Origin of the sequence: Viridibacterium curvum, assembly GCF_039544165.1 — a bacterium.
Classification (GTDB): Bacteria; Pseudomonadota; Gammaproteobacteria; order Burkholderiales; family Rhodocyclaceae; genus Viridibacterium; species Viridibacterium curvum.
The window spans coordinates 14,059-40,502 of sequence record NZ_BAABLD010000010.1 but is presented as its reverse complement, the minus strand read 5'-3'; the positions used below and the strand labels follow the sequence as shown (position 1 = coordinate 40,502).

The following is a 26,444-nucleotide window of genomic DNA, read 5'->3' as shown; positions in this document are numbered from 1 at the left end:
TAAGGCTGAAGCAAGCAGGTCATCGCCACGCCAGGAGGGGCGCGCCGCGACAGAGGCTACGCCTCCAGACCAGACAACGGCAGAGCATCAGGGTGACTTTAAGCCAGCGAGGCCGGAGGGGGAAGACTGCGATTGTGCACCGCACATCGCAAAATTTCTGGAATTAGGGAAAACTCGTATGAAATTTGCCGAAGCTTGACGCTTGGCAAATGACATTGGGAGGGTGAGTTCTACATTCCGACAATCCCAGACAAAGAGGGTGTTTTAGCAAGCCCCGGTTGCGATTTCGTAGCTTGTCTGACTTTTTTGCCGGCTTGTATGATCCGGCCCGCGACTGTAGTAGCATGCCCGGGGCTATAAACCAGAGCTGCGTTTATTGGTTCAAAAGCAATTTCAATAGCGCTTCGAGCGAGCCTGTTTTTCAACTTTAGGAGGAAATGATGAGTTTCAGTTCATCCCGACAGCTGGCACTCGTCGTCGCGGTGGCAGCCGCCGCCGCGACGCCGATGGCTGCAAGCGCCCAAGCGGCGCCCAAGCTCAATTATTCTGAGGCACCGTCCTTGGCCGAGTTGGTGAAAGCCGGCAAGCTGCCCCCGGTTGCCAAGCGTCTGCCCGAAGCGCCCGAAGTGCTGAAGATGGATCCGAAGCTCGGCAGTTTCAAGGTGGGTAACTACGGTAACGGCGCTGGCGGTCCCGGCATGCTGCGCAACGCTCTGCGCGGTAACGGTGACTATAACGCCATCCTCCGTCTGGTCGGCAACCAGGGTCTCGTGCGCTGGGCGCCGGACTTCAATAGCGTTGCGCCTAACCTTGCCGAAAGCTACACCGTCAGCCCCGATGGCTCCGAGTACACCTTCAAGCTGCGCAAGGGCACCAAGTGGTCTGACGGCACCCCCTTCACGGCTGACGACGTGATGTTCAACATGAACGATCTCGTGCTGAACAAGCAGTTCTTTACTGCTGTGCCCTCGATGTTCGAAATCAAGGGCAAGGGCCCTGAAGTGACGAAGGTCGATGACTACACGGTCAAGTTCAAGTTTGCCGGTCCCTACATTTCGTTCCCGGAACAGCTGTCGACCCCCGTGGCCCAGCATCCGACGATGTGGCAGAAAAAGTACTGCGGCCAGTTCCACGCCAAGTACAACCCCAACATCAACGACCTGCTCGCCAAGGAAAAGGCCAAGGATTGGCCCACCCTGTTCCGTCTTAAGTGTGGTGACATCGAGTCCTCCGCGCGTTGGAACAACCCCGAGCGTCCCACGCTGGATCCGTGGCTGATCAAGGAAGGCTATGGTGGTAGCGCCACCAAGGTCGTGCTTGAGCGCAACCCGTACTTCTGGCAAGTCGATGCAGCAGGCAAGCAACTGCCTTATATCGACCGTCTGCAATTGCAGGTGATCTCGGAGCCGGAAACCATCGTTCTCGCCATCATCAACGGCCAGATCGACTTCCAGTTGCGTCACACGGCAAGCATCCAGAACCGTCCGGTTCTGGCTGAAAACCAGGCTAAGGGCAAGTACAAGATCTTCAGCTCGTCGAACATGAACGCGAACGCGGCTGGTCTGTGGCTCAATCATTCGACCAAGAACGCCAAACTGCGTGCCCTTATCCGCAATCACGATTTCCGCGAAGCCCTCTCGGTTGCAATGGACCGCAAGGAAATCAACGACATCGTTTATCTGGGTCAAGCCACGCCGTGGCAATCGGGTCCTCTGCCGCAATCCAAGTGGTACAACGAGAAGCTTGGCAAGCAATACCTGAATCACGATCCTAAGCGTGCCAACGAACTGCTGGACAAGCTGGGTCTGACCAAGCGTGATGCTGAAGGCTTCCGTACCTACCCGGACGGTGGTCGTGTCTCTATCGGCGCCATCGCCCAGATCGCCCAGACGACGATGGTTGATACGCTGGACCTCGTGCGCAAGCAATGGGCCAAGGTCGGTATCGAGCTGCAGATCCAGACTTCTGAACGCACCCTGTTCTACGATCGCGCTGCTCAGAACAACTACGACATCAGCATCGACGTGTTCCCCGGCGGTCTTGACGCAACCTTCAATCCGCGCGCTTTCGTGGCGGTGCACCCGCAAGAGTCCCGCATGAGCCTCGAGTGGACGAAGTACGCGCTGTCGGATGGCAAGCAAGGCGAGAAGCCGTCGCCCAGCATGGAAAAGCGTCTGAAGCTGTACGAGCAATGGCAAACGGCGAAGACCGCAGCTGAAGCTGACAGCCTCTTCAAGCAGATCCTGCAAGAGTGTGCTGACGAGTTCGAAATCATCGGTACCGTCCGCCCCGCAGGCGATACGGCAATTCGCAGCGCACGTCTGAACAACGTGTACGAAAACATGCCGTCTGGCTGGACTTACCCGACTCCGGGCCCGTCCCTGCTGCAGCAATGGTTCTACAGCGCCAAGTAATGCGCTGAACTGGTAGTGCCCCCGGACGCGCTCAGCGTCCGGGGTTCCCTTCCCCCTAGCGGTCTTTCAAGCGAGATTCACCGTGCTTTCCTATATCTTCCGACGTCTCCTGTCGGCGATCCCGTTCATGTTCCTGGTATCGCTGACGGTCTTCATTCTGATCCAGTTGCCCCCTGGCGACTTCGTTGACAGCCTGGTTGCGCAGAAAGCCGCGTCCGGCGAAGTGATGGAGTTGGCCGAACAGATCGACATGCGGCAGCGCTACGGTCTGGATCAGCCCATCATCGTTCAGTACTTCCACTGGATCACGAACATCCTTACCAAGTGGGATTTCGGATATTCGTTCGAATGGAATAGCCCGGTGTCGGAGCTTATCGGCGAGCGGATGAATCTGACCCTGATCCTGTCGATCGGGACCCTCATCCTGACTTGGGCCATGGCCCTGCCGATCGGCATTTACTCTGCAGTGCGTCGCTACTCGATTGGCGATTACGTCTTCACGATGGTGGGTTTTATCGGTCTGGCCGTGCCCCCCTTCCTGATTGCACTGATCCTCATGTACCTGTCCGTCAAGTACTGGAGTCTTGATGTGACCGGCCTTTTCTCTGCGGAATACCAGAATGCGCCGTGGTCGTGGGCGCGTGCCAAGGATCTTCTTGATCACTTGTGGATTCCCATGATTATTCTGGGTACGTCCTCGACGGCCAGCCTGATCCGTATCATGCGCGCCAACCTCATCGACCAGCTGTACATGCCTTACGTCGTGACGGCTCGTTCAAAGGGTCTGACCGAAGTGCGTCTTCTGGTCAAGTATCCCGTGCGTATCGCGCTGAACCCGTTCGTTTCCACGATCGGCATGATCCTGCCCCACCTTGTGTCGGGCGCCGTGATCACGTCCATCGTGCTGAACCTGCCCACCGCGGGTCCGCTGCTCTACACGGCGCTGCTCTCTCAGGACATCTACCTCTCCGGTGCTTTCCTGCTCCTGCTGTGCATGATGACGGTTGTGGGAACCCTGATTTCCGACATCCTCCTGGTTATTCTCGATCCGCGTATTAGGTTGGAACAATGAGCGATTCAAATACTTCCGTGGCCTCCGTGCAGGTCAACATGGCTAACCTGCGGGGCGGCATCGAGCATGCTTCGCAGTGGACCCTGATGTGGCTGCGCTTCAAGAAGCACAAGCTGGCACTCATCAGCATGTACATCGTGCTGGGCCTTTACATCATGGCCCTGTTCTCTGAATTCCTCGCTCCGTTTGATCCGGAGGAGGCGCTCAAGAGCAATGGCGAAATCAAGGCCAAGGCATACCATCCGCCGCAGCCCATCCACCTGTTTGATGACAAGGGCTTCAATCTGCATGTGCAGATCCTGAAAGAAACGGTTGATCCTGTCAGCCTGAAGAAGACCTACGTGCCGGATGGCGACCGAAAGATCGAGCTGTCGTTCTTCGTTCGCGGGTTCGAATACAACTTCCTCGGCCTGTTCAAGAGCGACATTCACTTGTTCGGTGCCAAAGAGAAGGGGGCTGTGTTCTACCTCTTCGGCTCTGACCGTCAGGGTCGTGACATGTTCAGCCGTGTGATCTACGGTGGGCGCTTCACGCTCTCGCTAGGTCTGATCGGGGTGTTCCTGTCCGTTGTGCTCGGTCTGATCCTCGGTGGCATCTCGGGTTACTACGGCGGCAAGATTGACTGGTTCATCCAGCGTCTGGTGGAGTTCATCATCTCGCTGCCGACGATCCCCATCTGGTTGGCCATGGCTGCCGTGTTGCCGAAGGACTGGCCGCCGCATTACCAATACATGGCTGTGACCGTCATCATCTCGCTGATCGGCTGGACCCAGCTGGCGCGTGTGGTGCGTGGCCGTCTGCTGGCCATGCGTGGTGAAGTGTTCGTCATCGCTGCGCAGCTCGATGGTTGTAGCGAAGCGCGTGTGATCTTCCGTCACATGTTGCCCTCGCTGGCTTCGCACATCATCGCTGCCGTGACGCTGGCCATCCCGATGATGATTCTGGCGGAAACCTCGCTGTCCTTCCTTGGCCTCGGCCTGCAACCGCCTGCCATCAGCTGGGGCGTGTTGTTGAAGGAAGCTCAGAACATCCGCTCCATTGCTGCGGCCCCCTGGCTCTTCATTCCTGGCGCCATGGTTGTGATAGCCGTGTTGGCTCTGAACTTCATGGGTGATGGTCTGCGCGATGCTGCCGACCCCTACACGCACTGAGCGACAAGCAATCAGCAGATAGGTAGATAACGTGAATACCAATTCCAGTGACATCATTCTCGACGTCCGCAACCTGCGTACCTATTTCGGTACGGGCGAAAAGGCCGTGCGCGCCGTCGATGACATCAGCTTCCAGATCCAGCGCGGTAAGACGCTCTGCATCGTGGGTGAGTCCGGCTCCGGCAAGACCGTGGCGGCTCGCTCCGTGATGCAGATCGTGGATCACCCCGGTCGTATCGAAGGTGGTCAGATCATGTACTACGGCGGCGACAGCGGCCAAGGCGTGGATATCGCCAAGCTCGATTCGCGCGGCAAGGAAATTCGTGGCATCCGCGGTAAAGAGATCGCGATGATCTTCCAGGAGCCGATGACATCTTTGTCGCCGATCCACACGATCGGCAATCAGATCTGTGAATCCATCCTGCTGCATCAGAAGGTCGACAAGGACGAGGCACGTGCCCGTGCCATCGAGTTGCTGCGTCGGGTTGAAATCCCCAACCCGGCAGTCGCTATCGACAAGTACACATTCGAGTACTCGGGCGGTATGCGTCAGCGTGCCATGATCGCTATGGCGCTCGCTTGCAACCCGAAGCTCCTGATCGCCGATGAACCGACGACGGCACTCGATGTGACGACGCAGGCTGAAATCCTGGCGCTCATCAAGGAGCTGCAGAACTCCTACGGCATGGCCGTGCTGTTCATTACCCACGATATGGGTGTGGTGGCCGAAATCGCTGACGAAATCGGTGTGATGCTGAACGGCAAAATGCTCGAGTTCGGACCGTCCGAACAGATCTTCTACTCGGCACAACACGAGTACACGGGCAAGTTGATCGACTCCGTGCGCAAACTGGAAACCTCGGCACGCCGCGCCCGCAACATGAAGGTTTCGGAACGCAAGCTGCTCGAAGTGCGTGGCGTCTCGAAGATCTACCCGGGTCGCAAGACTTTCCTGGGTGGCAACAAGGCCAGTGCTCCGTTCAAGGCACTCGACAAGGTCTCCATCGACCTCTACGAGGGCGAGAACCTCGGTATCGTGGGTGAGTCTGGTTCCGGCAAGACCACGCTGGGCAACTGCCTGATCCGCGTGCTGAACCTCACCGAAGGTGAAGTGCTTTACCGCATGGGTAACGGCTCCATCGTCGATCTGGCGAAGTCGAAGAAGTCAGAACTGCGGCACGTTCACCGCGAAGTCCGCATGGTCTTCCAGGATCCGTTTGCCTCGCTGAACCCGCGGATGACCATCGGTCAGATCGTTGGCGAACCCTTGCTGGTGAACAAGGTGTGCGAGGGTTCGGCTCTGCGCGAGCGCGTGGCTGAAGTATTGGCCATGGTTGGTATGCCTGCACAAGCCATGGAACGTTACCCGCACGCGTTCTCCGGTGGTCAGCGTCAACGTATCGGTATCGCCCGCGCACTGGCACTGAATCCGCGCCTTATCATCGCTGACGAAGCGACTTCGGCGCTGGACGTAACGCTGCGCTCGCAGATTCTCGACCTGCTGCTGGATCTGCAGGAGCGTCTGAACCTGAGCTTCATCCTTATTTCGCACGATATCGGCGTGATCCGTTACTTCTGCGACCGCGTGGCCGTGATGTACAAGGGCCAGGTGGTGGAAACCGGTCTCGCTGACAAGATCTGTGGCGAACCCGAGCACCCCTACACCAAGGCGCTCATCTCCGCCGTGCCGGGTACCCACCCGCGCGACAAGCGTATCGTCAATCGCCACCGTTACACCGGCGATCAAGGCAAGGCTGCTTGACGCAGGAGGTTGTAGAAACAGGGAAGGCCGCAGCTTTGCTGCGGCCTTTTTCATTGACGCTCCGGCATCGCCGGAACCAACAGGTGGCCGTCGCGTCAGACAGCTCGCCTTGCATCCGAGCCTGAGGTTCTGAATGCATAGCTGTCTTCGTTCTAAGCGACGACGCATTTGTGCTGAAATGTCCCGGCAACAGCTGGAATAATCTGGTCTGATTTCTTCCCGGAGTACCCATCCATGAGTCCTACCCTGTTCAAACTGCTGACAGCGCTCAGCCTTGCAGTCGGCCTGCAGGCAGCCTATGCGCAGACGCCTCCCAAGGATCTGCTCAACGTCTCTTATGACGTGGCACGTGACGTGTTCAAGGATTACAACCCGCGCTTCATCGCGGCTTACAAAGCCAAGACAGGTGAAACGCTGGAGATCAAGCAGTCGCATGCCGGCTCTACAGGGCAGGTGCGCAAGGTGGCCGATGGTCTGGAAGCCGATGTGGTAACCATGAACCAGGCGACCGACATCAACTTTCTGGCCGCGCAGGGGCTGGTCGCCAAGGATTGGACCAGCAAGTTCCCCAACAACGCTGCGCCCTACACCTCGACGATGATCTTCATTGTGCGTAAGGGTAATCCCAAGGCCATCAAGGACTGGAATGATCTCGCCAAGCCCGGCGTGGGTCTGATCATCCCGCACCCCAAGAACACGGGCAACGGCCGCTATACCTACCTCGCTGCCTGGGGTTATGCCCTGCGCCAACCTGGCGGCAATGACAAGACGGCGGCGGCCTTTGTCGGCTCGCTGTTGAAAAACGCTCCGCTGTTCGCCCCGGGTGGTCGCGACGCTACGACGACCTTCATGCAGCGCGGGCAGGGTGATGTGCTGGTGACTTTCGAGTGCGAGGCCGAACTGATCGCCAAGGAGTTCGGTCGAGGCAATTTCGAGGTCGTCTACCCCAGCCAGTCCATACTGACCGAAATGCCTGTGGCTATCGTCGAGAAGGTCGTCGACAAGCGTGGCACGCGCAAATATGCGCAGGCTTATCTGGAGTACCTGTGGAGCAAGGATGGTCAGGAGAACGCTGCGCAGAACTACCTGCGTCCGCGTGATCCGGAGGTCTTCAAGCAATTCGCAGCACAGTTCCCGGCCATCAAGACTTTCAGTGTCGATGAGACCTTCGGCGGTTGGGAGAAAGCCACGGCGGCGCATTTCAAGGATGGTGGCAGCTTCGACCAGATCTATCAGTTGAAGTAAGCTAGCCGCGCTTTTGCCACACAGGAAGCGGCCCGTCAGGGCCGCTTCGTCCTTCCCGGTTTTGCCAAGCATCGGCCCTACATGTTCTTCCGATCACAACGTCACCACGTGCTGCCCGGCTTCAAGCTGTCTCTGGGTTATGCGCTGCTTTATCTCTCGCTGTTGATCCTCATTCCATTGGGCGCACTCGTAGCCAAGAGCACTACGCTCAGCCTGCAGGAGTTCTGGCAGGTCGCAACCAGTGAACGGGCGCTGGCGTCGTACCGTGTCACCTTTGGCAGTTCGCTGGCGGCGGCGCTGATCAATAGCTTTTTCGGCTTGATCATTGCCTGGGTACTCGTGCGCTACGATTTCTTCGGCAAGCGTTTCATCGACGCGCTGGTCGACCTGCCTTTTGCGCTACCGACGGCAGTAGCGGGCATTACGCTGACCACGCTGTACGCCAATACAGGCTGGATCGGCGTGTGGACCGAAGGCGTGCTTGGCTGGCGTATCGCGTTCACGCCGACGGGTATCGTGGTGGCCCTGATCTTCATTGGCATTCCCTTCGTGGTGCGTACTGTGCAGCCTGTCATCGAGGACATCGAGGCCGAGGTGGAGGAGGCCGCGGCTACACTGGGCGCGACACGCTGGCAAACCTTTTACCGCGTACTCTTTCCGGCCATCTTCCCGGCCTTGCTGACGGGTTTCACACTGGCATTCTCGCGCGCCATCGGTGAGTTTGGTTCGGTGGTGTTCATTGCCGGCAACATGCCCCTGGTGTCCGAGATAACGCCGCTGCTGATCATTGCCAAGCTGGAGCAGTACGACGTCGTCGGCGCGACAGTGCTGGGCGTCATGATGCTGATCGTGTCATTCGTGCTGCTGCTGGCCATCAACCTGCTGCAGTGGTGGACGGCCAATCGGCATACCGGTCGCCACGTCGAGACGGGGGTGAAGGCATGAAGCGCGTCAACGCCGAATCACGTGCCGTGCGCTGGGCCCTCATCGGTATTGCGCTGGGGTTCATGTTCCTGTTCCTTGGCCTGCCGCTTGCAGCCGTGTTTGCCGAAGCTTTCCGCCAAGGCAGCGCGGCCTATATTGAAGCCCTGCGTGACCCCGGCACCCTGCATGCCGTATGGCTGACGATAGGCATTGCGCTGTTTGTGCTGCCGTTCAACATCGTTTTCGGCATTGCTGCGGCCTGGGCCATTGCACGCTTCGATTTTCGCGGCAAGAGCCTGCTGGTGACGCTGATTGATCTGCCTTTCGCGGTGAGTCCGGTTGTTGCCGGTTTGCTGTTCATCCTCATCTTCGGTTCGCGCGGCTGGTTCGGCCCCTGGCTGCAGGCGCATGACATCAAGATCATCTTCGCCATTCCTGGCATGATCATCGCGACCATGTTCATCACCTTTCCCTATATCGCGCGCGAACTCATTCCGCTGATGCAGGCGCAGGGCAAGGACGAAGAAGAGGCTGCGGTGTCGCTCGGCGCATCGGGCTGGCAAATGTTCCGCCGCGTCACACTGCCCAACATCAAGTGGGGGCTGCTTTACGGCGTGATCCTTGCCAACGCACGCGCCATGGGCGAGTTCGGTGCGGTCAGCGTGGTGAGTGGCCACATTCGTGGCGAGACCAACACCTTGCCGCTGCATGTTGAAATCCTCTACAACGAATACAACTCTGTCGGCGCCTTTGCAGCAGCTTCCGTGCTGGCCTTGCTGGCGTTGTTGACCCTGGTCGCAAAGATGCTGGTCGAGTGGCGCATGACGCGCGAGATCGCAGCACTGACCGCTGACCTGCCTCCCGAGAAGACTTCATGAGTATCGAGATCCGCAACATCACCAAGCGTTTCGGCAACTTCGTCGCGCTCGACAATGTGTCGTTGGACATTCCCTCCGGCGAACTCGTTGCGCTGCTGGGACCTTCGGGCTGCGGCAAGACAACCTTGTTGCGCATCATTGCCGGCATGGAGTCGTCCGACGCAGGGCAGGTGCTGTTCTCGGGTGACGACGCGACGCACGTGCATACGCGTGAGCGCAAGGTCGGCTTCGTTTTCCAGCACTACGCCTTGTTCCGCCACATGAGCGTGTTCGAGAACGTGGCTTTCGGCCTGCGCGTCAAACCGCGCGGGGAGCGTCCTTCCGAAGCCGAGATCCGCGAGCGTGTGATGAAATTGCTGGGTCTCGTGCAGCTCGACTGGCTGGCTGAGCGTTACCCTTCGCAGCTCTCGGGTGGGCAGCGTCAGCGCATCGCGCTGGCACGTGCGCTGGCCGTAGAACCCAAGGTGTTGCTGCTTGACGAACCTTTCGGTGCGCTCGACACGCAGGTGCGCAAGGAGCTTCGCCGCTGGCTACGGCGCCTGCACGACGAAATGCATATTGCATCCGTGTTCGTGACACACGATCAGGAAGAGGCACTTGAAGTAGCCGACCGCGTTGTCGTGATGAACAAGGGGCATGTCGAGCAGATCGGCACGCCCGACGAGGTGTACACCGCACCGGCTACTCCTTTCGTCTACAGCTTCCTCGGTAACGTGAACGTATTTCACAACCGGTTGAACGGCCCCTGGGCCGAGGTGCAGCGTGGCGAGAGCGAGAGCTCGACGGCATTCGTGCGGCCGCATGAGATCGAGATTCTGCGCGCGTCGCGCGAGCACGCGCTGTCGGCCAAAGTGCTGCATGTGCAGGCCATTGGCCCGCTGGTGCGCGTTGAGCTGCAGCACGAGAGCGAGGTCATCGAGGTGTCGCTGACACGAGAGCGTCACCTGGAGCTCGACCTGAAGAGTGGGGAGTCAGTCTGGTTGCTGCCGCGTCAGGTGACGGTATTCAAGGCGCCGGATGCGGAGCCCGAGCGCTGGGTGCCGGACTGGGTGATCTGAGTTCCAGCTTCAGATCCGTACGCAGGCCCAGTCCTTCGTGAAGGTGCGCTCGCAACGGATCATGCCGGCCAGCATGTGGTAATCGAAACTGACCAGGTACGAGCTGCCACCTTGCTCGGGTTGGTAGTACAGATCGTTACGTGATTCGCCGACGTCATTCAGCGCGGCCGGAAAGAGGCCGTGCTTGTTCTTGTAGGCCAACAGCTTCTCGATGACGGGCTGTGCCTTCCTGATGCCCTCGGCAGAGTCCGGCCTTGCCTTGTAATCAATTGCGCAGGCTGCCAGCAGCAAGCAGATCAGGGCGGGCACGATGCAGCGGGTAGGCAGGGTCATGTGGCTTCCTTCGAAGAGGCGTGCTGCAGTAGTGGAGCAGGCGATTGCCGCAATTGTGCCTGTGTCAGCGTATCTCTGTGCGGGCTGACAGATCGGCGACCAGCAGCACGTTGGCAAAGCCAGTGCCCTCACTCATGGGGATCTGGCGTACCGAGAAGCCGATCCGCTGCAGCAGTCTGATCCATTCGGTCAGTGGGCGCCCCCATAGCGGCAGCCATTTGCCACAGCGCATGAAAACCACAAGCCGGTCGACCCATTGGCTCCAGCGGTACCTGAAACCCCGGTCGGCATCACCGACGCGCAGCAGCAAGCGACCGCTACTCTGCGTCAACGCATCGCGTACTCGGCGCAAAACGTGCTCCTGCGCTGCGTGCGGAATGTAGTGCAGCACGTCGAGGATCAATACCAGATCGCTCTCGGGAAAGGCAGTCTGGCAGATGTCGCCAGCGTTGATGGTGCCGGCATCGCCGACTGCCCGTCTTGCACTGGCGACGTCGTTGGCGTCGAGTTCGAGGCCGTTGAACTGCAGGTAGCGCGGCAGCCGCGGGATGTCGTTGGGCAGGCCGTCGGGATCAGCCCAGGCCGCGCAGAGCAGGGCTTCGAAAAGGGCCTTGCCGCAGCCCAGGTCCAGCACGCGTGCGCCATCCGGTATAAGACCGTAACGCAGGATACCGAAGAACACAGGGTCGGCGGCGAGCTTGCCACGCGCCATGCCTTGTACCCAACCGCCGCCAGATTTTCCGGCAGGGCGGTAGCGGGCGGCAGCGCGGATGATCAGCGGATTGTTGTAGTAATTAGGCATGACAACCGGGACGCTACCGCAAAAACAAAGGGCCGAAGTATCGGCCCTTTGCGTTACAGGACGTGCTTGCCGACGTAGAAGGCGATAGCGGCAATCAGTGCGCTGGCCGGGATCGTGAACACCCAGGCCCAGACGATGCTGCCAGCGAGCCCCCAGCGCACCGACGAGACGCGGTGCGCCGAACCGACACCGACGATGGCGCCGGTGATGGTGTGAGTGGTCGATACCGGAATGCCAAGGCCGGAGGCGATGAACAAGGTGATCGCGCCACCTGTTTCGGCGCAGAAGCCGCCAACCGGCTTGAGCTTGGTGATGCCCTGGCCCATGGTCTTGACGATGCGCCAGCCGCCGAACAGGGTGCCCAAGGCAATGGCGACGTAGCAACTGATGACCACCCAGTCCGGCACAGGCTCGCCCTTGGCGGTGATGCCGGCAGAGATCAGCAGCAGCCAGATGATGCCGACTGTCTTCTGTGCGTCATTGCCGCCGTGCCCAAGGCTGTAAAGCCCCGCCGAGACAAGTTGCAGTCGGCGGAACCAGCGGTCGACCCTCATCGGTGCCTGGCGTCGCAGCAGCCATGCGGTGATGAGCATGATCAGCGAGCCCAGCAACATGCCGAGCATGGGGGAGACGACGATGAACAGCACGGTGCGACCGATGCCTGAGCCGATCAGTGGGCCGGTGCCGGCGTGCGCCATGGTGGCGCCGACGATGCCACCGATGAGGGCGTGTGAGGACGAGGAGGGGATGCCGTAGAACCAGGTGATGAGGTTCCAGGCAATTGCACCCATCAGCGCACCGAAGATCACGTAGTGGTCGACGAAGGCCGGGTCGACGATGCCCTTGCCAACGGTGGCGGCGACCTTGAGGTGGAACACGCCGATGGCCACGAAGTTGAAGAAGGCAGCGAAGGCCACGGCGTGCTGCGGCTTGAGCACGCCGGTCGAGACGACCGTGGCGATGGAGTTGGCGGCATCGTGAAAGCCGTTGAGGAAGTCGAAGACCAGTGCCAGCAGCACCAGGCCGATGACGACCTCCAGTCCGATAGACATCTCCATTGCTTACGCGCTTTCCAGCACGATGGCTTCGATGTGCTTGGAGACGTCCTTGCAACAGTCGGTGATCTTTTCGAGCACCTGGTAGATGGCGGTCAGCTTGATGACCTTGAGTGCATCGGTTTCCTTGCGGAACAGCTCGGAGATGGCCCCGCGCATCAGGCGGTCGACTTCGCCCTCGATCTGGTCGATCTCACGGCAGGTGCGCATGATGTCGGCCGCCGATTTCATATCGTCAAGCAGGGAGACCACGTGCTTGACTCGCTCGCAACAGGATAGCGACAGCGTCGCCATCTGGCGGGCTTCGGGTGTGTAGCGATCAACGTTGTAGAGCGTCACGGACTCGGCCACGTCCTGGATGGCGTCGACCACATCGTCCATCGACGAGATCAGGGCGTGGATTTCGTCGCGATCGAACGGCGTGATGAAGGTCCGGTGCAGCAGGGCGATGACTTCGTGGTTGAGGCCGTCGGCACGCACTTCGCGCGAGTCGATCGCTTCGATGTGGTTGCGGGAGTCGCCGTCATCCGACATCAAGGCTTCGAGTTCTTTTGCCGCATGCACCATCTGCTCGGCGTGCGCGTTGAAGAGTTCAAAAAAACGGCCCTCGCGGGGCATCAGACGTCCGAACATTTTGATCGCCAGTTGAAAGAAATGCGGCGATTGTAATGTTTCTGCAACACTCCCGGGAAAAGCCAGCTGCGGCACGGCTTTGCGGGGGGTCAACGGGCCTGCAGGAGCAAGGGGCCGGCGATCAGGGCCCAGCAGGCCAGCATCTGCAGGACTGCCAGCAGCACTGCTGCGCTGCCCAGGTCCTTGGCGCGACCGGCCAGTGGGTGCCTCTCGGTCGAAATGCGATCTACCGTGGCCTCGACGGCCGAATTGAGCAGCTCGACGATCAGTACGAGCAGGGAACTGATGAGCAGGATGGCCTGCTCTGCGCGCGAGACCGGGAGGAACCACAGCCCGACCAGTGCGGGCACCACGATCAGCAACTCCTGCCTGAACGCTGCTTCATGCCGCAGGGCATGCCCCAGACCCTGCAGCGAGTAGCGGAACGCGTTGAGGATACGGGCGGGGCCGCCACGGCTCTTCATGCTGGAAGTCTGCGGTTCGCTTGGTTTCATTCTTTGCTCTTTCCGAAAGGGTTGCATTCCGGCGCATCGGAATGTGGTGTGCCGACCAGCACTTGTCTGAGCGGCTTGCTCAGCACGGGCTGGCGGTGGCGCACCAGTACGCCGAAATCCTCAGGTCTGGCACCTGGCGAGGTCTTGGCAGGCAGCTTCCGCGCCTTCATTGCGCGGGCTTTGCCTTGCGGATCTTCGCGAGCTCAGCGCTCAGCCATGCGGCTCTCTCCAGCTCGGGGGAGTCCTTGCACTGCACGTGGTAGGGCTTGCCGCTGGCACTGCTCTCGCTGCCAGCGAGCTTGATGAAGGATTCGCTATCCGTGAGCTTGCCTTTGTCCAGCAGGTAGCGGTATTTGCTGATCAGGTGATCCTTTGCCTGTGCAGAGGAATACCAGCTGCCATTGCGGTTGAACTGGCAACCAGAGCTACCCAGGTGATCCAGAAGCTGCGTGACTTCCTGTGTTGTGACCGCGCTGGGGGTGGCTGCCAGTGCGCCGCTGCAGCTCAGTGCGGCGGCACATGACAGCATCAGTGTCAGGGCAGGCTTCAACGCGCGCTCAGTGATGGTGGCCGTGTTCGCCGTGCACGTGTTCGTGCGCGATTTCTTCGGCGGTCGCTGCACGCACATCCATCACCTTCACCGCAAAGCGCAGCGCCTGACCGGCGAGGGGGTGATTGCCGTCGAGCAACACGACTGGCCCCTTGATCTTGGTGACGAAGTAGTAACGCGGCGTGCCGTCCGGGCCGGGACGTTGCACCTGGCCACCGACCTTGATGCCGGGCGGGAACTCGGCCTTGGGCATGGTGGTGACGAGGGCTTCGTCGCGCGCGCCAAAGGCGTCTTCGACAGCGAGGTCGACCGTGGTGGCGAAGCCGGTTTCCTGGCCTTCGAGGGCGGCTTCGATCTTGGGGAACAGGTTGTCGTAGCCGCCGTGCAGGTAGGAGGTGTTGCCTTCTTCGATGGCCTGGCCAGCGGGGGTGGTGAGCTTGAAGCGGAGGGTGACGGCGGTGTCTTTCTGGATTTTCATCGGGCAGAACCGGAGGACATGACAAAGGGCGCCATTCTCCCCGATTCAGGACGAGGCGGCCAGCCGCTTGAGTTCCGGCACGCAGGAGCCACAGTTGGTGCCGCACTTCGTGCGGGTCTGCAGCTGTTCGAGCGATTCGCCGGCCTTGAAGGCGCCGCAGATCTCGTTCTCTGACACGTTGAAGCAGTTGCAGATGATCTTGCCGCGCGCGGCCTGGCCTGCGGGTGGTTCGGAGAGCGGCGCGAGCAGCCATTTGCGGGCTTCGGTGGCGGGGCTGCCGTTGGCCATCATGTCCTGCAGCCAGCCGGCGGCTTTCGTTTCACCGGTCAGGCGAACCGCGGCGAGCTGGTCGCCGTCGAGCCGGGCGCGCTTGGTGATGTCACGCCGTGCGTCGCGGTACGAGAGGCACTGCAGCTCATCGTCGAGTGACAGGCTGGCGTCGAGCGCGGCTTGCGCTTCGGCGGACAAGGCATCGCTGCGCGCCTTGAGGATGACCACGGGCGTCTCGCGCCCGGCAAGCGTCAGCGTGGCCTGGGGCAACTCGGCAATCTGCGGACGCAGCACTTCGAGCAGCGCCAGGGCATTGGCTTCCGAGCCGACGCGGCGCATGGCGACGAGGGCCTGGCTGTCTTCGAGCTTCTCGATCTGCACGGCGGCGTGTTTGAGTTCGGGCTGTTTCGAGTACGGGTCGAAGGCCTTGATGGTCAGTGCATTGGTGCCCAGCCCGCTCATGGCGTTGCGCCCCCAGTGCATGGGCATGAAGGCCTGGCCGGCGCGCACCGAAGCGCTTTCGAGCAGGCGCAGCACGACTTCGCCGCGGCGGCTCTTCACGCGCACCATGTCGCCGTCTTTCAGGTTGCGGCGCGCCATGTCGGCGGCGTTCATGTGCACCATGGGTTCGGCTTCGTGGGCGTACAGGCGGGCCACCGTGCCGGTGCGGCTCATGCCGTGCCACTGGTCGCGCAAACGGCCGGTGGTGAGGCGGATGGGGTACTGCGCGTCGGCTTTCTCGACGGTTTCCCTGTGTTCGGTGACAACGAACTTCGCCTTGCCCGAGGCGGTCGGGAAGATGCCGTCTTCGTACAGCCGCACCTTGCCGCGCGTGGCGCCGGCCGGGAAGGGCCATTGCTGCGGGCCCTGCGATTCAAGCGTGGCGTAGCTGAGGCCGGTGATGTCGAGGTCGCGGCCGCGCGTGCTTTCGCGGTGCTCGTTCCAGATCTCTTCTTCGTTGGCGTAGGGGAAGAGCTTGCCGGTTTGCGCGTTGTCGAGTTTGTTGCCCAGGCGGCGCGCGAAGTCCATTGCAGCATCCCAGTCGTGGCGGGCTTCGCCGGGGGCGGGCACGGCCTGGATGACGCGGCTGATGCGGCGTTCGGAGTTGGTCACGGTGCCCGTCTTTTCTCCCCAGCTCGTGGCGGGCAGCAGCAGGTCGGCGTAGCGCGCGGTTTCGGTGTTGCGGTAGGCCTCCTGCACGACGACGAAGTCGCAGGTTTCGAGCGCCTTGTGCACGAGGTTCTGGTCAGGCATCGACTGCGCAGGGTTGGTACAGGCGATCCACACGGCCTTCACCTTGCCCTCTGCCATGGCGTCGAACAGCTCCACAGCCGACAGGCCGGGCTTCTCGGGCACGCTGTCCACGCCCCACAGGCGCGCCACTTCGGCGCGATGTTCGGCGTTGCCCAGATCGCGATGGCCCGACAGCAGGTTGGACAGGCCACCGACTTCGCGCCCGCCCATGGCATTCGGCTGGCCCGTCAGCGAGAAGGGGCCGGCACCCGGCTTGCCGATCTGTGCGGTCGCGAGGTGCATGTTGATGATGGCGGCGTTGTTGTGGGTGCCGTGGCTCGACTGGTTGGTGCCCATGCAATACATCGACATGGTGGCGCCACTTGTGGCGAACCATTCGGCCGCCTTTTCGATGTCTTTCTTGTCAAGACCGCAGATGCCTGCGGCCATGGCCGGCGTGTATTCGCGCACCACCTTGCGCAGCGCCTCGAAGCCCTCGGTGTGCGCGGCGATGTAGTCGGGCTTGATCCACTCTTCCCACAGCATGACGTGCAGCATCGCGTTGTAGAGCGCGATGTCGGTGCCCGGCAGCAGGGCCAGATGCAGGTCGGCCTGTTCGGCGGTGTCGGTGCGGCGCGGGTCGACGACGATCATCTTCATCGCCGGGTTGGCGGCGCGCGCATCTTCGATGCGGCGGAACAGGATGGGATGCGCGAATGCCGTGTTGCTACCGGTGATGAACAGGCACTGCGTGTCCTTGAGATCGTCGTAGCAGGCCGGGGGCGAATCAGCGCCCAGCGTCTGCTTGTAGCCCACCACGGCGCTACTCATGCACAGGCGGGAGTTGGTGTCGACGTTGTTGGTGCCGATCAGGCCCTTGGCCAGCTTGTTGAAGACGTAGTAATCCTCTGTGAGCAGCTGGCCCGAGATGTAGAAAGCCACCGCATCGGGGCCGTGCTCACGGATGACTTGCGCAAAGCGGTCGGCAGCATGGTCAAGTGCCGTGTTCCAGTCGGTGCGCGCGCGTTGGCTCTCGCGATTCGTACGCAGCTCTGGGTAAAGGGCGCGCACGGCCAGCGAATCCGGCTGCACGGTCAGATGCAGGGTCGAGCCCTTGGTGCACAGCCGCCCGAAATTGGCCGGGTGCTCGGGGTCGCCGCGCACGCCGGTGATCTGCTTGCCATCGTGTTCAATGATGACGCCGCAGCCCACGCCGCAGTAGCAGCAGGTTGATCGAGTTTCGAGGGGTTTGAGCGCTTCAGCCATGTTCTCTCTTCAGGGTTGCCGTTGCGGCAACCGGAGAAACGGCGCGAACGGCGTGATCAGAATCCAGGTGGTTTTCAGCCACCCCCGCACAAGACGCCGTTGCCCGATGCGGATTTCATCTGCTGAAAAGCAAGCTTTGTGCCTCACGCAAAGACTTCGGGTTTTCAATGGTTTAGTCTGACGGTTGTGCTGCCGTGCCCGTCCGATGCCCACCCGTGGAGCGGGCTTGCACCAAGCCCGAGCGATGCGGGTCAGGGCACCAGAAGCGCAAAGATGATTGGAAAAGCCTATCGCCAACATGGCTTCGCCCGGCAGCGCCATGCGGCAGAATGCAAGTGTCGTTTCAACCCAGTTGAGGAGTCTCCAGATGGAAATCGATATCGGCATCAAGAAAACCGACCGCGCAAAGATCGCAGAAGGCCTCTCGCGCCTGCTTGCCGACACTTACACCCTGTATCTGAAGACCCACTACTTCCACTGGAACGTGACCGGGCCGATGTTCAACACGCTGCACCTGATGTTCGAGACGCAGTACACCGAGTTGTCGCTGGCGGTGGACCTCATTGCCGAGCGCATCCGCGCGCTCGGGCACTTCGCGCCGGGCAGCTACTCCGAGTACGCAAAGCTGTCGTCAATCAAGGAGGCTGACGGCGTGCCCAAGGCCAACGAGATGATCAAGCAGCTCGTCGAAGGCCAGGAGGCCGTGGTGCGCACGGCGCGCTCAATCTTCGCGGCGGCAGAGAAAGCTTCGGACGAAGCTACGGCTGATTTGCTCACGCAGCGCATCCAGCTGCACGAGAAGACTGCGTGGATGCTGCGCTCGATGCTGGAGTGACTCTCAGCCGCTGAGTCGGGCTGCTTGCGGGCACTGCCTGCACGCGGCCCTTTTCATTTGCGGTCGTTGTCGACCCGGCACCTCTAATTGACGAGCTGGATCTGCAGGATTTTCTGCAGCGGCTTCGGCTTGTCGATCAGGTCGGCCAGCGTGTACGCGTCCAGTGCGGCATGAAGGCCCGCAAACGAACGCGCCAGCATGCCGACCAGCTCGCTGTTGGTGGATGCGTTGCGCTGTACCGCCCTGTGGCCGGGGTCAGGCCAGCTTGATGTGCGCGCCGCCCGGTACTTCGATGATCTGTTGGCAGTAGCCATCGGGCGTACGACTGTCGGTGCGCAACCAGACGCTGAGCGCGGAGGGGTTGTGGACGCGGCGGCTGTCGGCGGTGAACTGCAGGCGTTCGAGTGCGTCGAGGTAGTCGATCACGTCGATGTTGCTGGCATACCAGATATCGGCATGGCGGCCTGCCATGCGGGCGAAGGTTTCAATGACCTGCCAGTTGTCCTCGTTCTCGAAGTCGATGCTGTGACCCCAGATGTAGAGCAGGTCGAGGTGCTGAGGCTTGTCACGGTGAAGAAAGCTCTCGCCGAGCGCCAGCAGGTCTTCGCGATGGTGCAGGGTGGGGTGCCAGGCGAAGCGTGCGTCGGGCAGCGTGAACTGCCGTGTCGACACGGTGCTGCGTGCATAGGCGATGCCCAGGTTGGGTAGCAGGCTGCTGAGGCGCTCGTTCTGCTGGCCGTTGGGGTAGGCGAATCCGCGCACGGGGTAGCCGACGAGGTCTTCGAGCCGTTTGCGGTCGTCGATGATCTGCTGCACCAGCATCTCCTGCGGGCAGCGTGTCAGCGTGGGGTGGGTGAGGCTGTGCGCTGCGACTTCGTGGCCGGCATAGAGCTCGGCGACTTCATCTGCGCTGATGCGGCTGTCACGGCCGAACTTGCCGCCGTTGAGATTGAAGGTGGCCTTCAGCCCGTACGTGTTGAGAATCTCGACGAGACGGCGGTCCCAGACCTTGCCGTCGTCGTAGCTCAGCGTGATGGCGCGGTGGCGCCCGCCGGGAAAGCAGTAGGTGACGTGTTCAAGCATGGGCCGGATTCTGGCATGGCGCGGGGAAAGGGGCTTTGACCGTGCTTGCTGTTGTGTCCAGTCCGGGTTCGGGCTTCAGGCCTGCCGCAGTCCCTTGAGGTAGGCGCGTACGAGCAGTTCTGCGTGGGGCATCAACGGGTAGCGTGCCGGGTCCATGAGCCAGTGAAAGCAGGCGCCGTCGAAGATGGAGAACAGCCCCAGCGCCGCCGTGCGCGTAGGGGTGGTGGCGGGAATCTGGCCTTTGGCAATGGCGGCGTTGAACTTGGCTTCGACCTCGTCGAGGCACTGCTCACGCATGTCGACGAAGTGCTGGCGTACGGCGTCGTTCTCTTCAACATACTCACACTTGGTGAGCACGATGCTGGTGATCTCCTGCGCCTGCTGGTTCTCCGAGATCAGGCGCAGCACCGCCAGCATCTTGTTCTCGATACCACCCAAGGGGTCGTCGGCGTACTTCTGTTCCAGCTCTTCAACGAGGGCGTCGATGGGCAGCGACACGCGCTCCCACAGGGCGGCGAGCAGGGCCGCCTTGTTCTCGAAGTGCCAATAGACGGCGCCGCGCGTGAGACCGGCGGCGGTAGCGATCTCGTGCAGCGAGGTGTGCGACACACCGCGCTCGCAGAAGACGCGCTGGGCGGCGTCGAGCAGCTGGCAGCGCGTGGCCTGGGCTTCTTCCTTGGTCTTGCGAACCATGATTGATGGGGTCTCCGGTGCGGTTGGTTCAAGCCCGACCGCGCAATTCTGTACTGCTGCATATCCCTGCGAATGATGTGGATTATAGAGGCCTATTGACATACATACAAGGATGTATGTTTAATGGCGTTAAGTTGAATCGATTACGGTGCGTCGCAGCATCACCTGTTCTGCTCAGTCGTTCGTTTGCCATGCGGATGACCTACAGTGCAACTTGCTGCGGCGCCACAAGATCGCCCCCGGATTCCAGCCTGACCGACGTCTTCCTGTTTTCTGAATTCCCTCCACGGAGAACCCGCAATGAACCGCAATGTTTTCAAACCCGCATTGGCAGCCTTGAGTCTGTCAGTGCTGCTCGCCGCTTGCTCCAAAGGCCCTGAAGGTCAGGCCGGTGGCCATGGCATGGGTGGTCCCATGCCCGCCATGCCGGTGACGGCAGTGACTGTGCAGGCCAAGGAATTGCCGGTCGTGTTCGACTACACCGGTCAGACCGTGGGCTCGAAGGAGGTCGAAGTGCGCGCACGCGTTGGCGGCATCCTCGAAAAGCGTCTTTACACGGAAGGCGCTGCTGTCGGCGCTGGCCAGACCCTGTTCGAACTCGACGACAAGCCGCTGAAGGCGCAAGCCGCTGCAGCAGAGGCCGACGTGGCGACGGCGCAGGCACGTGCCGCGCAAGCCAGCCGTGAAGCCGCGCGCCTGAAGCCCTTGCTGGCCGACAAGGCTGTCAGCCAGCAGGAATATGACAACGCCGTGTCGAACGAACAAATCGCTGCTGCCAGCTTGCTGGCTGCCAAGGCGCGCCTGCAGGAGATCAACCTCAACCTCGGTTACACGCGTGTCGTGGCGCCGGTGTCGGGTGTGGTCGGACGCGCACTCAAGTCAGAAGGCAGCCTCGTGTCGCAGTCGGACAGCTTGCTCGCCACCCTGGTGCAGCTCAATCCAATGTACGTGGGCTTTGGCCCTTCGGAAAACGAGCAGAGTGCCATTGATCGCGACGTCGTCGCCGGCACGCTGAAACTGCCCAAGGGCGGCGCCTGGAGCGTCGAAGTGCGTGACGTCGAAGGCCGCGTGCTGGCCAGGGGTGGTCGCCTCAATTTCACCGATTCGCGCGTGAGCAACCAGACGGGCACGGTCGAGATGCGTGCTGAAGTGCCGAATGCTGATGGTCACCTGAAGGCAGGCCAGTTCGTGCGTGTGTCGCTGGCCGGCGCCGTGCGCCCCGACGCGATCACCGTGCCGCAGGCTGCCGTGATCGAAGGCCCGCAGGGCAAGATGGTTCTCGTGACGGGCAAGGACAAGGATGGCAAGACGATTGCCATGCCGCGTCCGGTCGAAGTCGGCGAGTGGGCGCGTGACGAAAGCGGTGCGCGCGTGTGGGTGATCAAGAAGGGCCTCGCTTCGGGTGACCAGGTGATTCTCGACAACCTCACCAAACTGATGATGCGCCCCGGCGCCGAGATCGCGCCCGCTGCGCCTTCGGCCCAATCGGCTCCCGCCGCAGCGCCCGCAGGCAAATAAGGCATACATGAAATACGCGGCGCGCTGACCGGATGGTTGGCGCCTCACACCCGAACGCGAGGCTCACATGTTTTCACGCTTCTTCATAGACAGGCCGATTTTTGCGGCTGTCATATCCATCTTCATCGCGCTGGCCGGGCTGGCGGCGATCCGCGTGCTGCCGATTGCGCAGTATCCGGAAATCGCGCCACCCACCGTACAGATCACGGCGGTGTATCCCGGCGCTTCCGCCGAAGTGCTTGAACAGACGGTGGCAGCGCCCATCGAGAGTCAGGTCAACGGCGTCGAGCACATGATGTATCTGAACTCGACGTCGGCGTCGAATGGCGTGGTGACCATCACCGTGACCTTCGACATCGGTACCGACATCGATCAGGCTGCGCTTAACGTCAATAACCGCGTCAAGCAGGTCGAATCGCGCCTGCCGCAGGAAGTGCGACGCCAGGGCGTGACGGTGCAGAAGGGCTCATCCAGCTTCCTGCAGGTTATCGCTTTCTATTCGCCCGACAGCCGTTACGACAATCTGTACATCAGCAACTATGTGACGCTGAACGTGCTGGACCGCATCAAGCGCGTGCCGGGTACGACCAATGTGCAGATTTTTGGCGCCAAGGACTATGCGATGCGTATCTGGCTGAAGCCGGACCGCATGGCGCAGCTGGGTGTGACCGTGGGCGAGATCTCGGCGGCCGTGAATGCGCAGAACGCGCAGTTCGCTCCGGGCAAGATCGGCCAGATGCCGGCGGCTACGGGTCAGGAGCTGGTCTACACGATTACGACGCAAGGTCGTCTGCCGGACGCCAAGGCCTTCGAGGAAATCATCGTTCGCTCGAACAGCTTCGGCGGCAAGCTGCGCCTGAAGGATGTGGCACGTGTCGAGCTGGGCGCCAAGGACAACGACTTCGTTGGCCGCATCAACGGCAAGCCGGCAACCCTGCTCGGTATCTTCCTGCAGCCGGGTGCCAACGCGCTGGGCGTGGCAGATGAAGTGAATGCCACCATGGCCGAGTTGTCGCAGAAATTCCCGGAAGGGCTGACGCACAAGGTGGCCTACGACACCACGCGCTTCGTGAAGGTGTCGATCCACGAAGTGGTGAAGACGCTGGGCGAGGCAATGCTGCTGGTGTTCGTCGTGGTGTTCCTGTTCCTGCAGAACTGGCGCGCGACGCTGATCCCGATCGTGGCTGTGCCGGTATCGCTGCTGGGTACCTTCGCCGGCATGATCATGCTGGGTTACTCGATCAATACGCTGACGCTGTTCGGCATGGTGCTGGCCATCGGTATCGTGGTGGATGATGCCATCGTGGTGCTGGAGAACGTTGAACGCATCATGCACGAGCAACACATGAGCGCGCGCAAGGCGGCTATCCAGGCCATGCATGAGGTGACTGGGCCTGTGATTGCCATCGTGCTGGTGCTGGTGTCGGTGTTCGTGCCGATCGCCTTCCTCGGTGGCCTGACGGGTGAGTTGTTCCGCCAGTTTGCGGTGACCATCGCCATCGCGGTGAGCATCTCGGGCCTGGTTGCGCTGACCTTGACGCCGGCATTGTGCGTATTGATCCTGCGTAGCGAACACAAAGCCGACAACTTCTTCTTCCGTGGCTTCAACCGTCTCTTCGGCGCACTGACACGTCGCTACACCTGGCTCGTGGGCGGGTTGGCACGTCGTGCATTGCTGGGCATCGTCTTGTTCGGCGGCATGATCTTGCTGACGGGCCACTTGTGGCGCAGCACGCCGGGCTCGCTGGTGCCGGACGAAGACCAGGGCTGGTTCATCTCGGCCGTGTTCCTGCCGGATGGCGCCTCGCTGCAACGCACGGACAAGATCGTGCAGCAGGTGACGGACATCATCATGTCAAACGATGCCAACCAGGACGTGATCGCCTTCACCGGCTTCGACTTCCTTGGCGGCAGCTACAAGAACTCGGCGGCCACGCTGTTTGTGACGCAGAAGCCGTGGGACGAACGCAAGCTGCCGACGCAGGCACTCGTGGGCGAGGTGTATGGCAAGACGGCCGGCATCAAGGAGGCGCTGATCCTGGCCTTCAACCCGCCCGCCATTTTTGGTCTCGGTCAGGCCGGTGGCTTCGAGTTCTACATCCAGAACCGCGGCGACGGTGGTCCCAAGCGCACGGCTGAAGTGGTGTACGGTTTCATGGCCAAGGCAGCACAGAACCCGAAGCTTGCCTACGTGCAGACCTTGTGGCGCGCGTCGTCACCGCAGCTCTACGTTGACGTGGACCGTGAGCGGGCTGCAGCGCTGGGGGTGTCGCTCGATGATGCTTTCAACACCTTGTCGGCGACGCTGGGTACCTACTATGTGAATGACTTCAACAAGTACGGCCGCACCTGGCAGGTGCTGATGTCGGCGGATACGCAGTACCGCATGAAGCCGGAAGACATCGGCAAGATCTACGTGAAGGCGAGCTCCGGCAAGATGCTGCCCATGTCGTCCTTCACCACGGTGAAGTACAGCTCGGGCCCGGACACGCTGGATCGCTTCAACAACCTGCCGGCGGTGAAGATGCTGGGCTCCGGTGCACCGGGCGTCAGTTCGGGCCAGGCGATTGCCGAGATCGAGAAGCTCGCGGCCGAAGTGTTGCCGCCTGACTTCTCGCTCGACTGGAGCGGTGCCTCGTACCAGGAGAAGCGTGCTTCGGGCGCTTCCGGCCTCGCGCTGGGCATGGCCGTGGTGATGGTGTTCCTGATCCTTGCCGCACAGTACGAGAAGTGGTCGCTGCCGCTGTCGGTGCTGCTCGCCGTGCCATTTGGCATCTTCGGTGCGCTGGCCGGTGTATGGCTGCACAACCTGGTGTTCGGCATCCTCTCGCATGGCATGGCGCCACCACTGACCAATGACGTGTACTTCCAGATCGGTCTGGTCACACTGATCGGTCTGGCAGCGAAGAACGCGATTCTTATCGTCGAGTTCGCCGTGCAGAAGCGGCACGAAGGCATGTCGACGCTGGATGCGGCAGTTGAGGCAGCACGCCTGCGCTTCCGCCCCATCATCATGACGTCAATGGCCTTCATTCTCGGTGTCGTGCCGCTGGCCTTCTCGTCGGGTGCGGGCGCCGGGGCTCGCCAGTCGGTCGGTACCGGTGTGATGACGGGCATGCTGGCCGCCACCTTCCTCGCCATTTTCTTTGTGCCGCTGTTCTTCCGTCTGATCAACGATCTGACGGGCGACAAGCCGACGACCAAACCTGATGCGGGGGATGACACGCCTGCCGCGCTGGAGAAGCAAGATGCCTGATCTCATCAAGCAACCCATGAAGACTCCCTTGTACCTGGGCATGCTGGCAGCGCTAGCGCTGCTGAGTGCTTGCGCCTCGACGCCACAAGCCGACAAGCCCACGCTGGAGCTGCCAGCGGCCCAGGCGCCGACCGAAGATCTTGCGAAGTGGTGGGTGCGCTACAACGACCCGGCGCTTGATGCGCTGGTCGAGCGCGCCCTCGCCAACAACGCGGATCTGCGCATTGCCGCCGCGCGCGTTGAGGAGTCGGCTGCCGCGCTGCGCGTGGCACGCAGCGGCTACGCTCCGTCGGTGGATCTCGCTGCCGATGCGAGTCGCAGCAAGGCGACCGAGAAAGGGGCCGTGGCTCGCCCGGCGGGCACCTATCTTTCGAACGACTTCAAGGTCGGCATCGACGTGGCCTACGAAGTGGACCTTTGGGGCCGTGTGCGCAGTGCCAATCGTGCAGCGCTGGGCGACTTCGCCGCGACGCGTGAAGCGCTGGCGACGGCGCAGTCGTCGATTGCTGCGCAAGTCGCGCGTAGCTACTTCAGCCTGCTGGCCATCGACCACAAGCTGGACTTCCTGCAGCAGACCCTGGTGACGCGCAACGAAGCTCTGCAACTGGCACTGCGCCGTCTCAACGGCGGCACGGCCAACAACCTGCAGGTGCAGCAGGCGCAGAGCGAGCGCGATGCGATTGCGGCTGCCGTGCCGACGCTGAAGGCTTCGCAGGCGCAAGCCGAGCGCGCCATTGCGCTGCTCGTCGGCGCCTCACCGCGCGAGATCATCGAGGGCAAGGTGTCGCGCAGCACGGCGGCTACGCTGCCGGATGCCCCCGCGGTTCCGGAAGGTCTGCCGTCCAGCCTGTTGATGCGCCGCCCTGACGTACGCCAGGCCGAGGCCACGCTGGCTGCCAGCCAGGCGCGTGTCAGCGAAGCGCGCGCGCAGTACTTCCCGCAGATCATCCTGACGGGTGGGGCGGGTTACGAGAGTGCGCAACTCTCCGATCTGTTCTCGCCGCAGGCATTCATCTGGCGTCTGGCTGCCGGCCTGACCCAGCCGATCTTCGGTCTCAACCGCATCGATGCGCAGGTGAATGCGGCCAAGGCCCGCAGCACGCAAGCCGAAGTGGGTTACGTGCGCACTGTGCAGACGGCGTTCAAGGAAGCCTATGACGCGCTGGGCAACCTGCGTGCCGCACGCGAGACGCAGGTCGCGCAGACACAGCGCGCCACGGCATTGGTCGAGTCGCTGCGCATCGCGCAGAAGCGTTATGACGTGGGCGCTTCGCCCTGGCTGGAGGTGCTGGATGCTCAGCGCAATCTCTATAGCGTGGAGTCGGACCGCATCGACGCGCAGGCCAATGCGCTGACGGCGAGCGTCGACATCTTCCGCGCGCTGGGTGGGGGGTGGTGAGAAAAGCGGGTGGGTAGGGTGCGCATTGCGCACCACGTCGTG

The 26,444-nt window shown here is 61.5% G+C and carries 22 protein-coding genes; 12 read left to right on the top strand and 10 right to left on the bottom strand.

Features of this window, described 5'->3' with window-relative positions:
* The first annotated feature begins 440 nt into the window (after positions 1-440).
* The 8 genes from ABEA02_RS13770 to ABEA02_RS13735 all read left to right on the top strand — a co-directional run bounded on the left by ABEA02_RS13770 (position 441) and on the right by ABEA02_RS13735 (position 10,504).
* On the top strand, positions 441-2,414 hold the full coding sequence (locus ABEA02_RS13770; protein WP_345533669.1) for an ABC transporter substrate-binding protein: 1,974 nt from the start codon (positions 441-443) through the stop codon (positions 2,412-2,414).
* An 82-nt stretch (positions 2,415-2,496) separates the two neighbouring features.
* Positions 2,497-3,486, top strand: coding sequence for an ABC transporter permease (locus ABEA02_RS13765; protein ID WP_345533668.1), 990 nt, complete (start codon positions 2,497-2,499; stop codon positions 3,484-3,486).
* A gap of 38 nt (positions 3,487-3,524) precedes the next feature.
* Positions 3,525-4,637 carry an ABC transporter permease gene (locus tag ABEA02_RS13760; protein ID WP_345533667.1) on the top strand — a complete coding sequence of 371 codons (1,113 nt, stop codon included), beginning with the start codon at positions 3,525-3,527 and terminating at the stop codon, positions 4,635-4,637.
* Between the two features lie 31 nt (positions 4,638-4,668).
* Positions 4,669-6,399, top strand: coding sequence for an ABC transporter ATP-binding protein (locus ABEA02_RS13755; protein ID WP_345533666.1), 1,731 nt, complete (start codon positions 4,669-4,671; stop codon positions 6,397-6,399).
* A gap of 234 nt (positions 6,400-6,633) precedes the next feature.
* Positions 6,634-7,644: a sulfate ABC transporter substrate-binding protein gene (locus ABEA02_RS13750; RefSeq protein WP_345533665.1), complete on the top strand. Its 1,011-nt coding sequence runs from the start codon at positions 6,634-6,636 to the stop codon at positions 7,642-7,644.
* An 81-nt stretch (positions 7,645-7,725) separates the two neighbouring features.
* On the top strand, positions 7,726-8,589 hold the full coding sequence (gene cysT / locus ABEA02_RS13745) for a sulfate ABC transporter permease subunit CysT (protein ID WP_345533664.1): 864 nt from the start codon (positions 7,726-7,728) through the stop codon (positions 8,587-8,589).
* Positions 8,586-9,446, top strand: a complete 861-nt coding sequence (gene cysW / locus ABEA02_RS13740; RefSeq protein ID WP_345533663.1) for a sulfate ABC transporter permease subunit CysW — start codon at positions 8,586-8,588, stop codon at positions 9,444-9,446. The genes cysT and cysW overlap by 4 nt, the downstream gene beginning before the upstream one ends.
* The gene (locus ABEA02_RS13735; protein WP_345533662.1) at positions 9,443-10,504 is read left to right on the top strand and encodes a sulfate/molybdate ABC transporter ATP-binding protein; all 1,062 of its coding nucleotides are present in this window, start codon (positions 9,443-9,445) and stop codon (positions 10,502-10,504) included. Before cysW ends, ABEA02_RS13735 begins: the two co-directional genes overlap by 4 nt.
* Before the next feature lie 9 nt (positions 10,505-10,513).
* Here the strand turns inward: ABEA02_RS13735 and ABEA02_RS13730 are convergent, their stop codons facing one another.
* The 8 genes from ABEA02_RS13730 to ABEA02_RS13695 all read right to left on the bottom strand — a co-directional run bounded on the left by ABEA02_RS13730 (position 10,514) and on the right by ABEA02_RS13695 (position 17,618).
* Positions 10,514-10,837, bottom strand: a complete 324-nt coding sequence (locus ABEA02_RS13730) for a hypothetical protein (RefSeq protein ID WP_345533661.1) — start codon at positions 10,835-10,837, stop codon at positions 10,514-10,516.
* 64 nt (positions 10,838-10,901) lie between these two features.
* Positions 10,902-11,639, bottom strand: a complete 738-nt coding sequence (locus ABEA02_RS13725) for a class I SAM-dependent methyltransferase (RefSeq protein ID WP_345533660.1) — start codon at positions 11,637-11,639, stop codon at positions 10,902-10,904.
* A gap of 53 nt (positions 11,640-11,692) precedes the next feature.
* Positions 11,693-12,691: an inorganic phosphate transporter gene (locus ABEA02_RS13720; RefSeq protein ID WP_345533659.1), complete on the bottom strand. Its 999-nt coding sequence runs from the start codon at positions 12,689-12,691 to the stop codon at positions 11,693-11,695.
* Between the two features lie 9 nt (positions 12,692-12,700).
* Positions 12,701-13,327 (bottom strand): DUF47 domain-containing protein, encoded by a 627-nt coding sequence (locus tag ABEA02_RS13715; RefSeq protein ID WP_345533658.1) that lies wholly within the window; start codon positions 13,325-13,327, stop codon positions 12,701-12,703.
* Between the two features lie 89 nt (positions 13,328-13,416).
* On the bottom strand, positions 13,417-13,821 hold the full coding sequence (locus tag ABEA02_RS13710) for a diacylglycerol kinase (RefSeq protein WP_345533657.1): 405 nt from the start codon (positions 13,819-13,821) through the stop codon (positions 13,417-13,419).
* Between the two features lie 166 nt (positions 13,822-13,987).
* The gene (locus ABEA02_RS13705) at positions 13,988-14,371 is read right to left on the bottom strand and encodes a DUF5329 family protein (protein WP_345533656.1); all 384 of its coding nucleotides are present in this window, start codon (positions 14,369-14,371) and stop codon (positions 13,988-13,990) included.
* 7 nt (positions 14,372-14,378) lie between these two features.
* Positions 14,379-14,849, bottom strand: a complete 471-nt coding sequence (locus tag ABEA02_RS13700; protein ID WP_345533655.1) for an FKBP-type peptidyl-prolyl cis-trans isomerase — start codon at positions 14,847-14,849, stop codon at positions 14,379-14,381.
* Between the two features lie 45 nt (positions 14,850-14,894).
* Positions 14,895-17,618: a nitrate reductase gene (locus tag ABEA02_RS13695; protein ID WP_345533654.1), complete on the bottom strand. Its 2,724-nt coding sequence runs from the start codon at positions 17,616-17,618 to the stop codon at positions 14,895-14,897.
* 367 nt (positions 17,619-17,985) lie between these two features.
* Here ABEA02_RS13695 and ABEA02_RS13690 point away from each other — a divergent pair, with 367 nt between their 5' ends.
* Positions 17,986-18,453: a Dps family protein gene (locus ABEA02_RS13690; protein WP_345533653.1), complete on the top strand. Its 468-nt coding sequence runs from the start codon at positions 17,986-17,988 to the stop codon at positions 18,451-18,453.
* A gap of 255 nt (positions 18,454-18,708) precedes the next feature.
* Here ABEA02_RS13690 and ABEA02_RS13685 read toward each other — a convergent pair whose 3' ends face one another.
* Both ABEA02_RS13685 and ABEA02_RS13680 read right to left on the bottom strand, forming a co-directional pair.
* A complete protein-coding gene (locus tag ABEA02_RS13685) occupies positions 18,709-19,536 on the bottom strand; it encodes a polysaccharide deacetylase family protein (protein ID WP_345533652.1) in 828 nt (275 codons plus the stop codon).
* A 75-nt stretch (positions 19,537-19,611) separates the two neighbouring features.
* Positions 19,612-20,229 carry a TetR family transcriptional regulator gene (locus ABEA02_RS13680; protein WP_345533651.1) on the bottom strand — a complete coding sequence of 206 codons (618 nt, stop codon included), beginning with the start codon at positions 20,227-20,229 and terminating at the stop codon, positions 19,612-19,614.
* Between the two features lie 300 nt (positions 20,230-20,529).
* On the opposite strand from ABEA02_RS13680, the gene ABEA02_RS13675 reads away from it, so the two are divergent.
* The 3 genes from ABEA02_RS13675 (at position 20,530) to ABEA02_RS13665 (ending at position 26,402) form a co-directional block, all read left to right on the top strand.
* Positions 20,530-21,747 carry an efflux RND transporter periplasmic adaptor subunit gene (locus tag ABEA02_RS13675; RefSeq protein ID WP_345533650.1) on the top strand — a complete coding sequence of 406 codons (1,218 nt, stop codon included), beginning with the start codon at positions 20,530-20,532 and terminating at the stop codon, positions 21,745-21,747.
* A gap of 67 nt (positions 21,748-21,814) precedes the next feature.
* The gene (locus ABEA02_RS13670; RefSeq protein ID WP_345533649.1) at positions 21,815-25,003 is read left to right on the top strand and encodes an efflux RND transporter permease subunit; all 3,189 of its coding nucleotides are present in this window, start codon (positions 21,815-21,817) and stop codon (positions 25,001-25,003) included.
* Complete coding sequence (locus ABEA02_RS13665) at positions 24,996-26,402, top strand: efflux transporter outer membrane subunit (RefSeq protein ID WP_345533648.1); 1,407 nt, start codon at positions 24,996-24,998, stop codon at positions 26,400-26,402. The genes ABEA02_RS13670 and ABEA02_RS13665 overlap by 8 nt, the downstream gene beginning before the upstream one ends.
* Positions 26,403-26,444 lie beyond the last annotated feature (42 nt).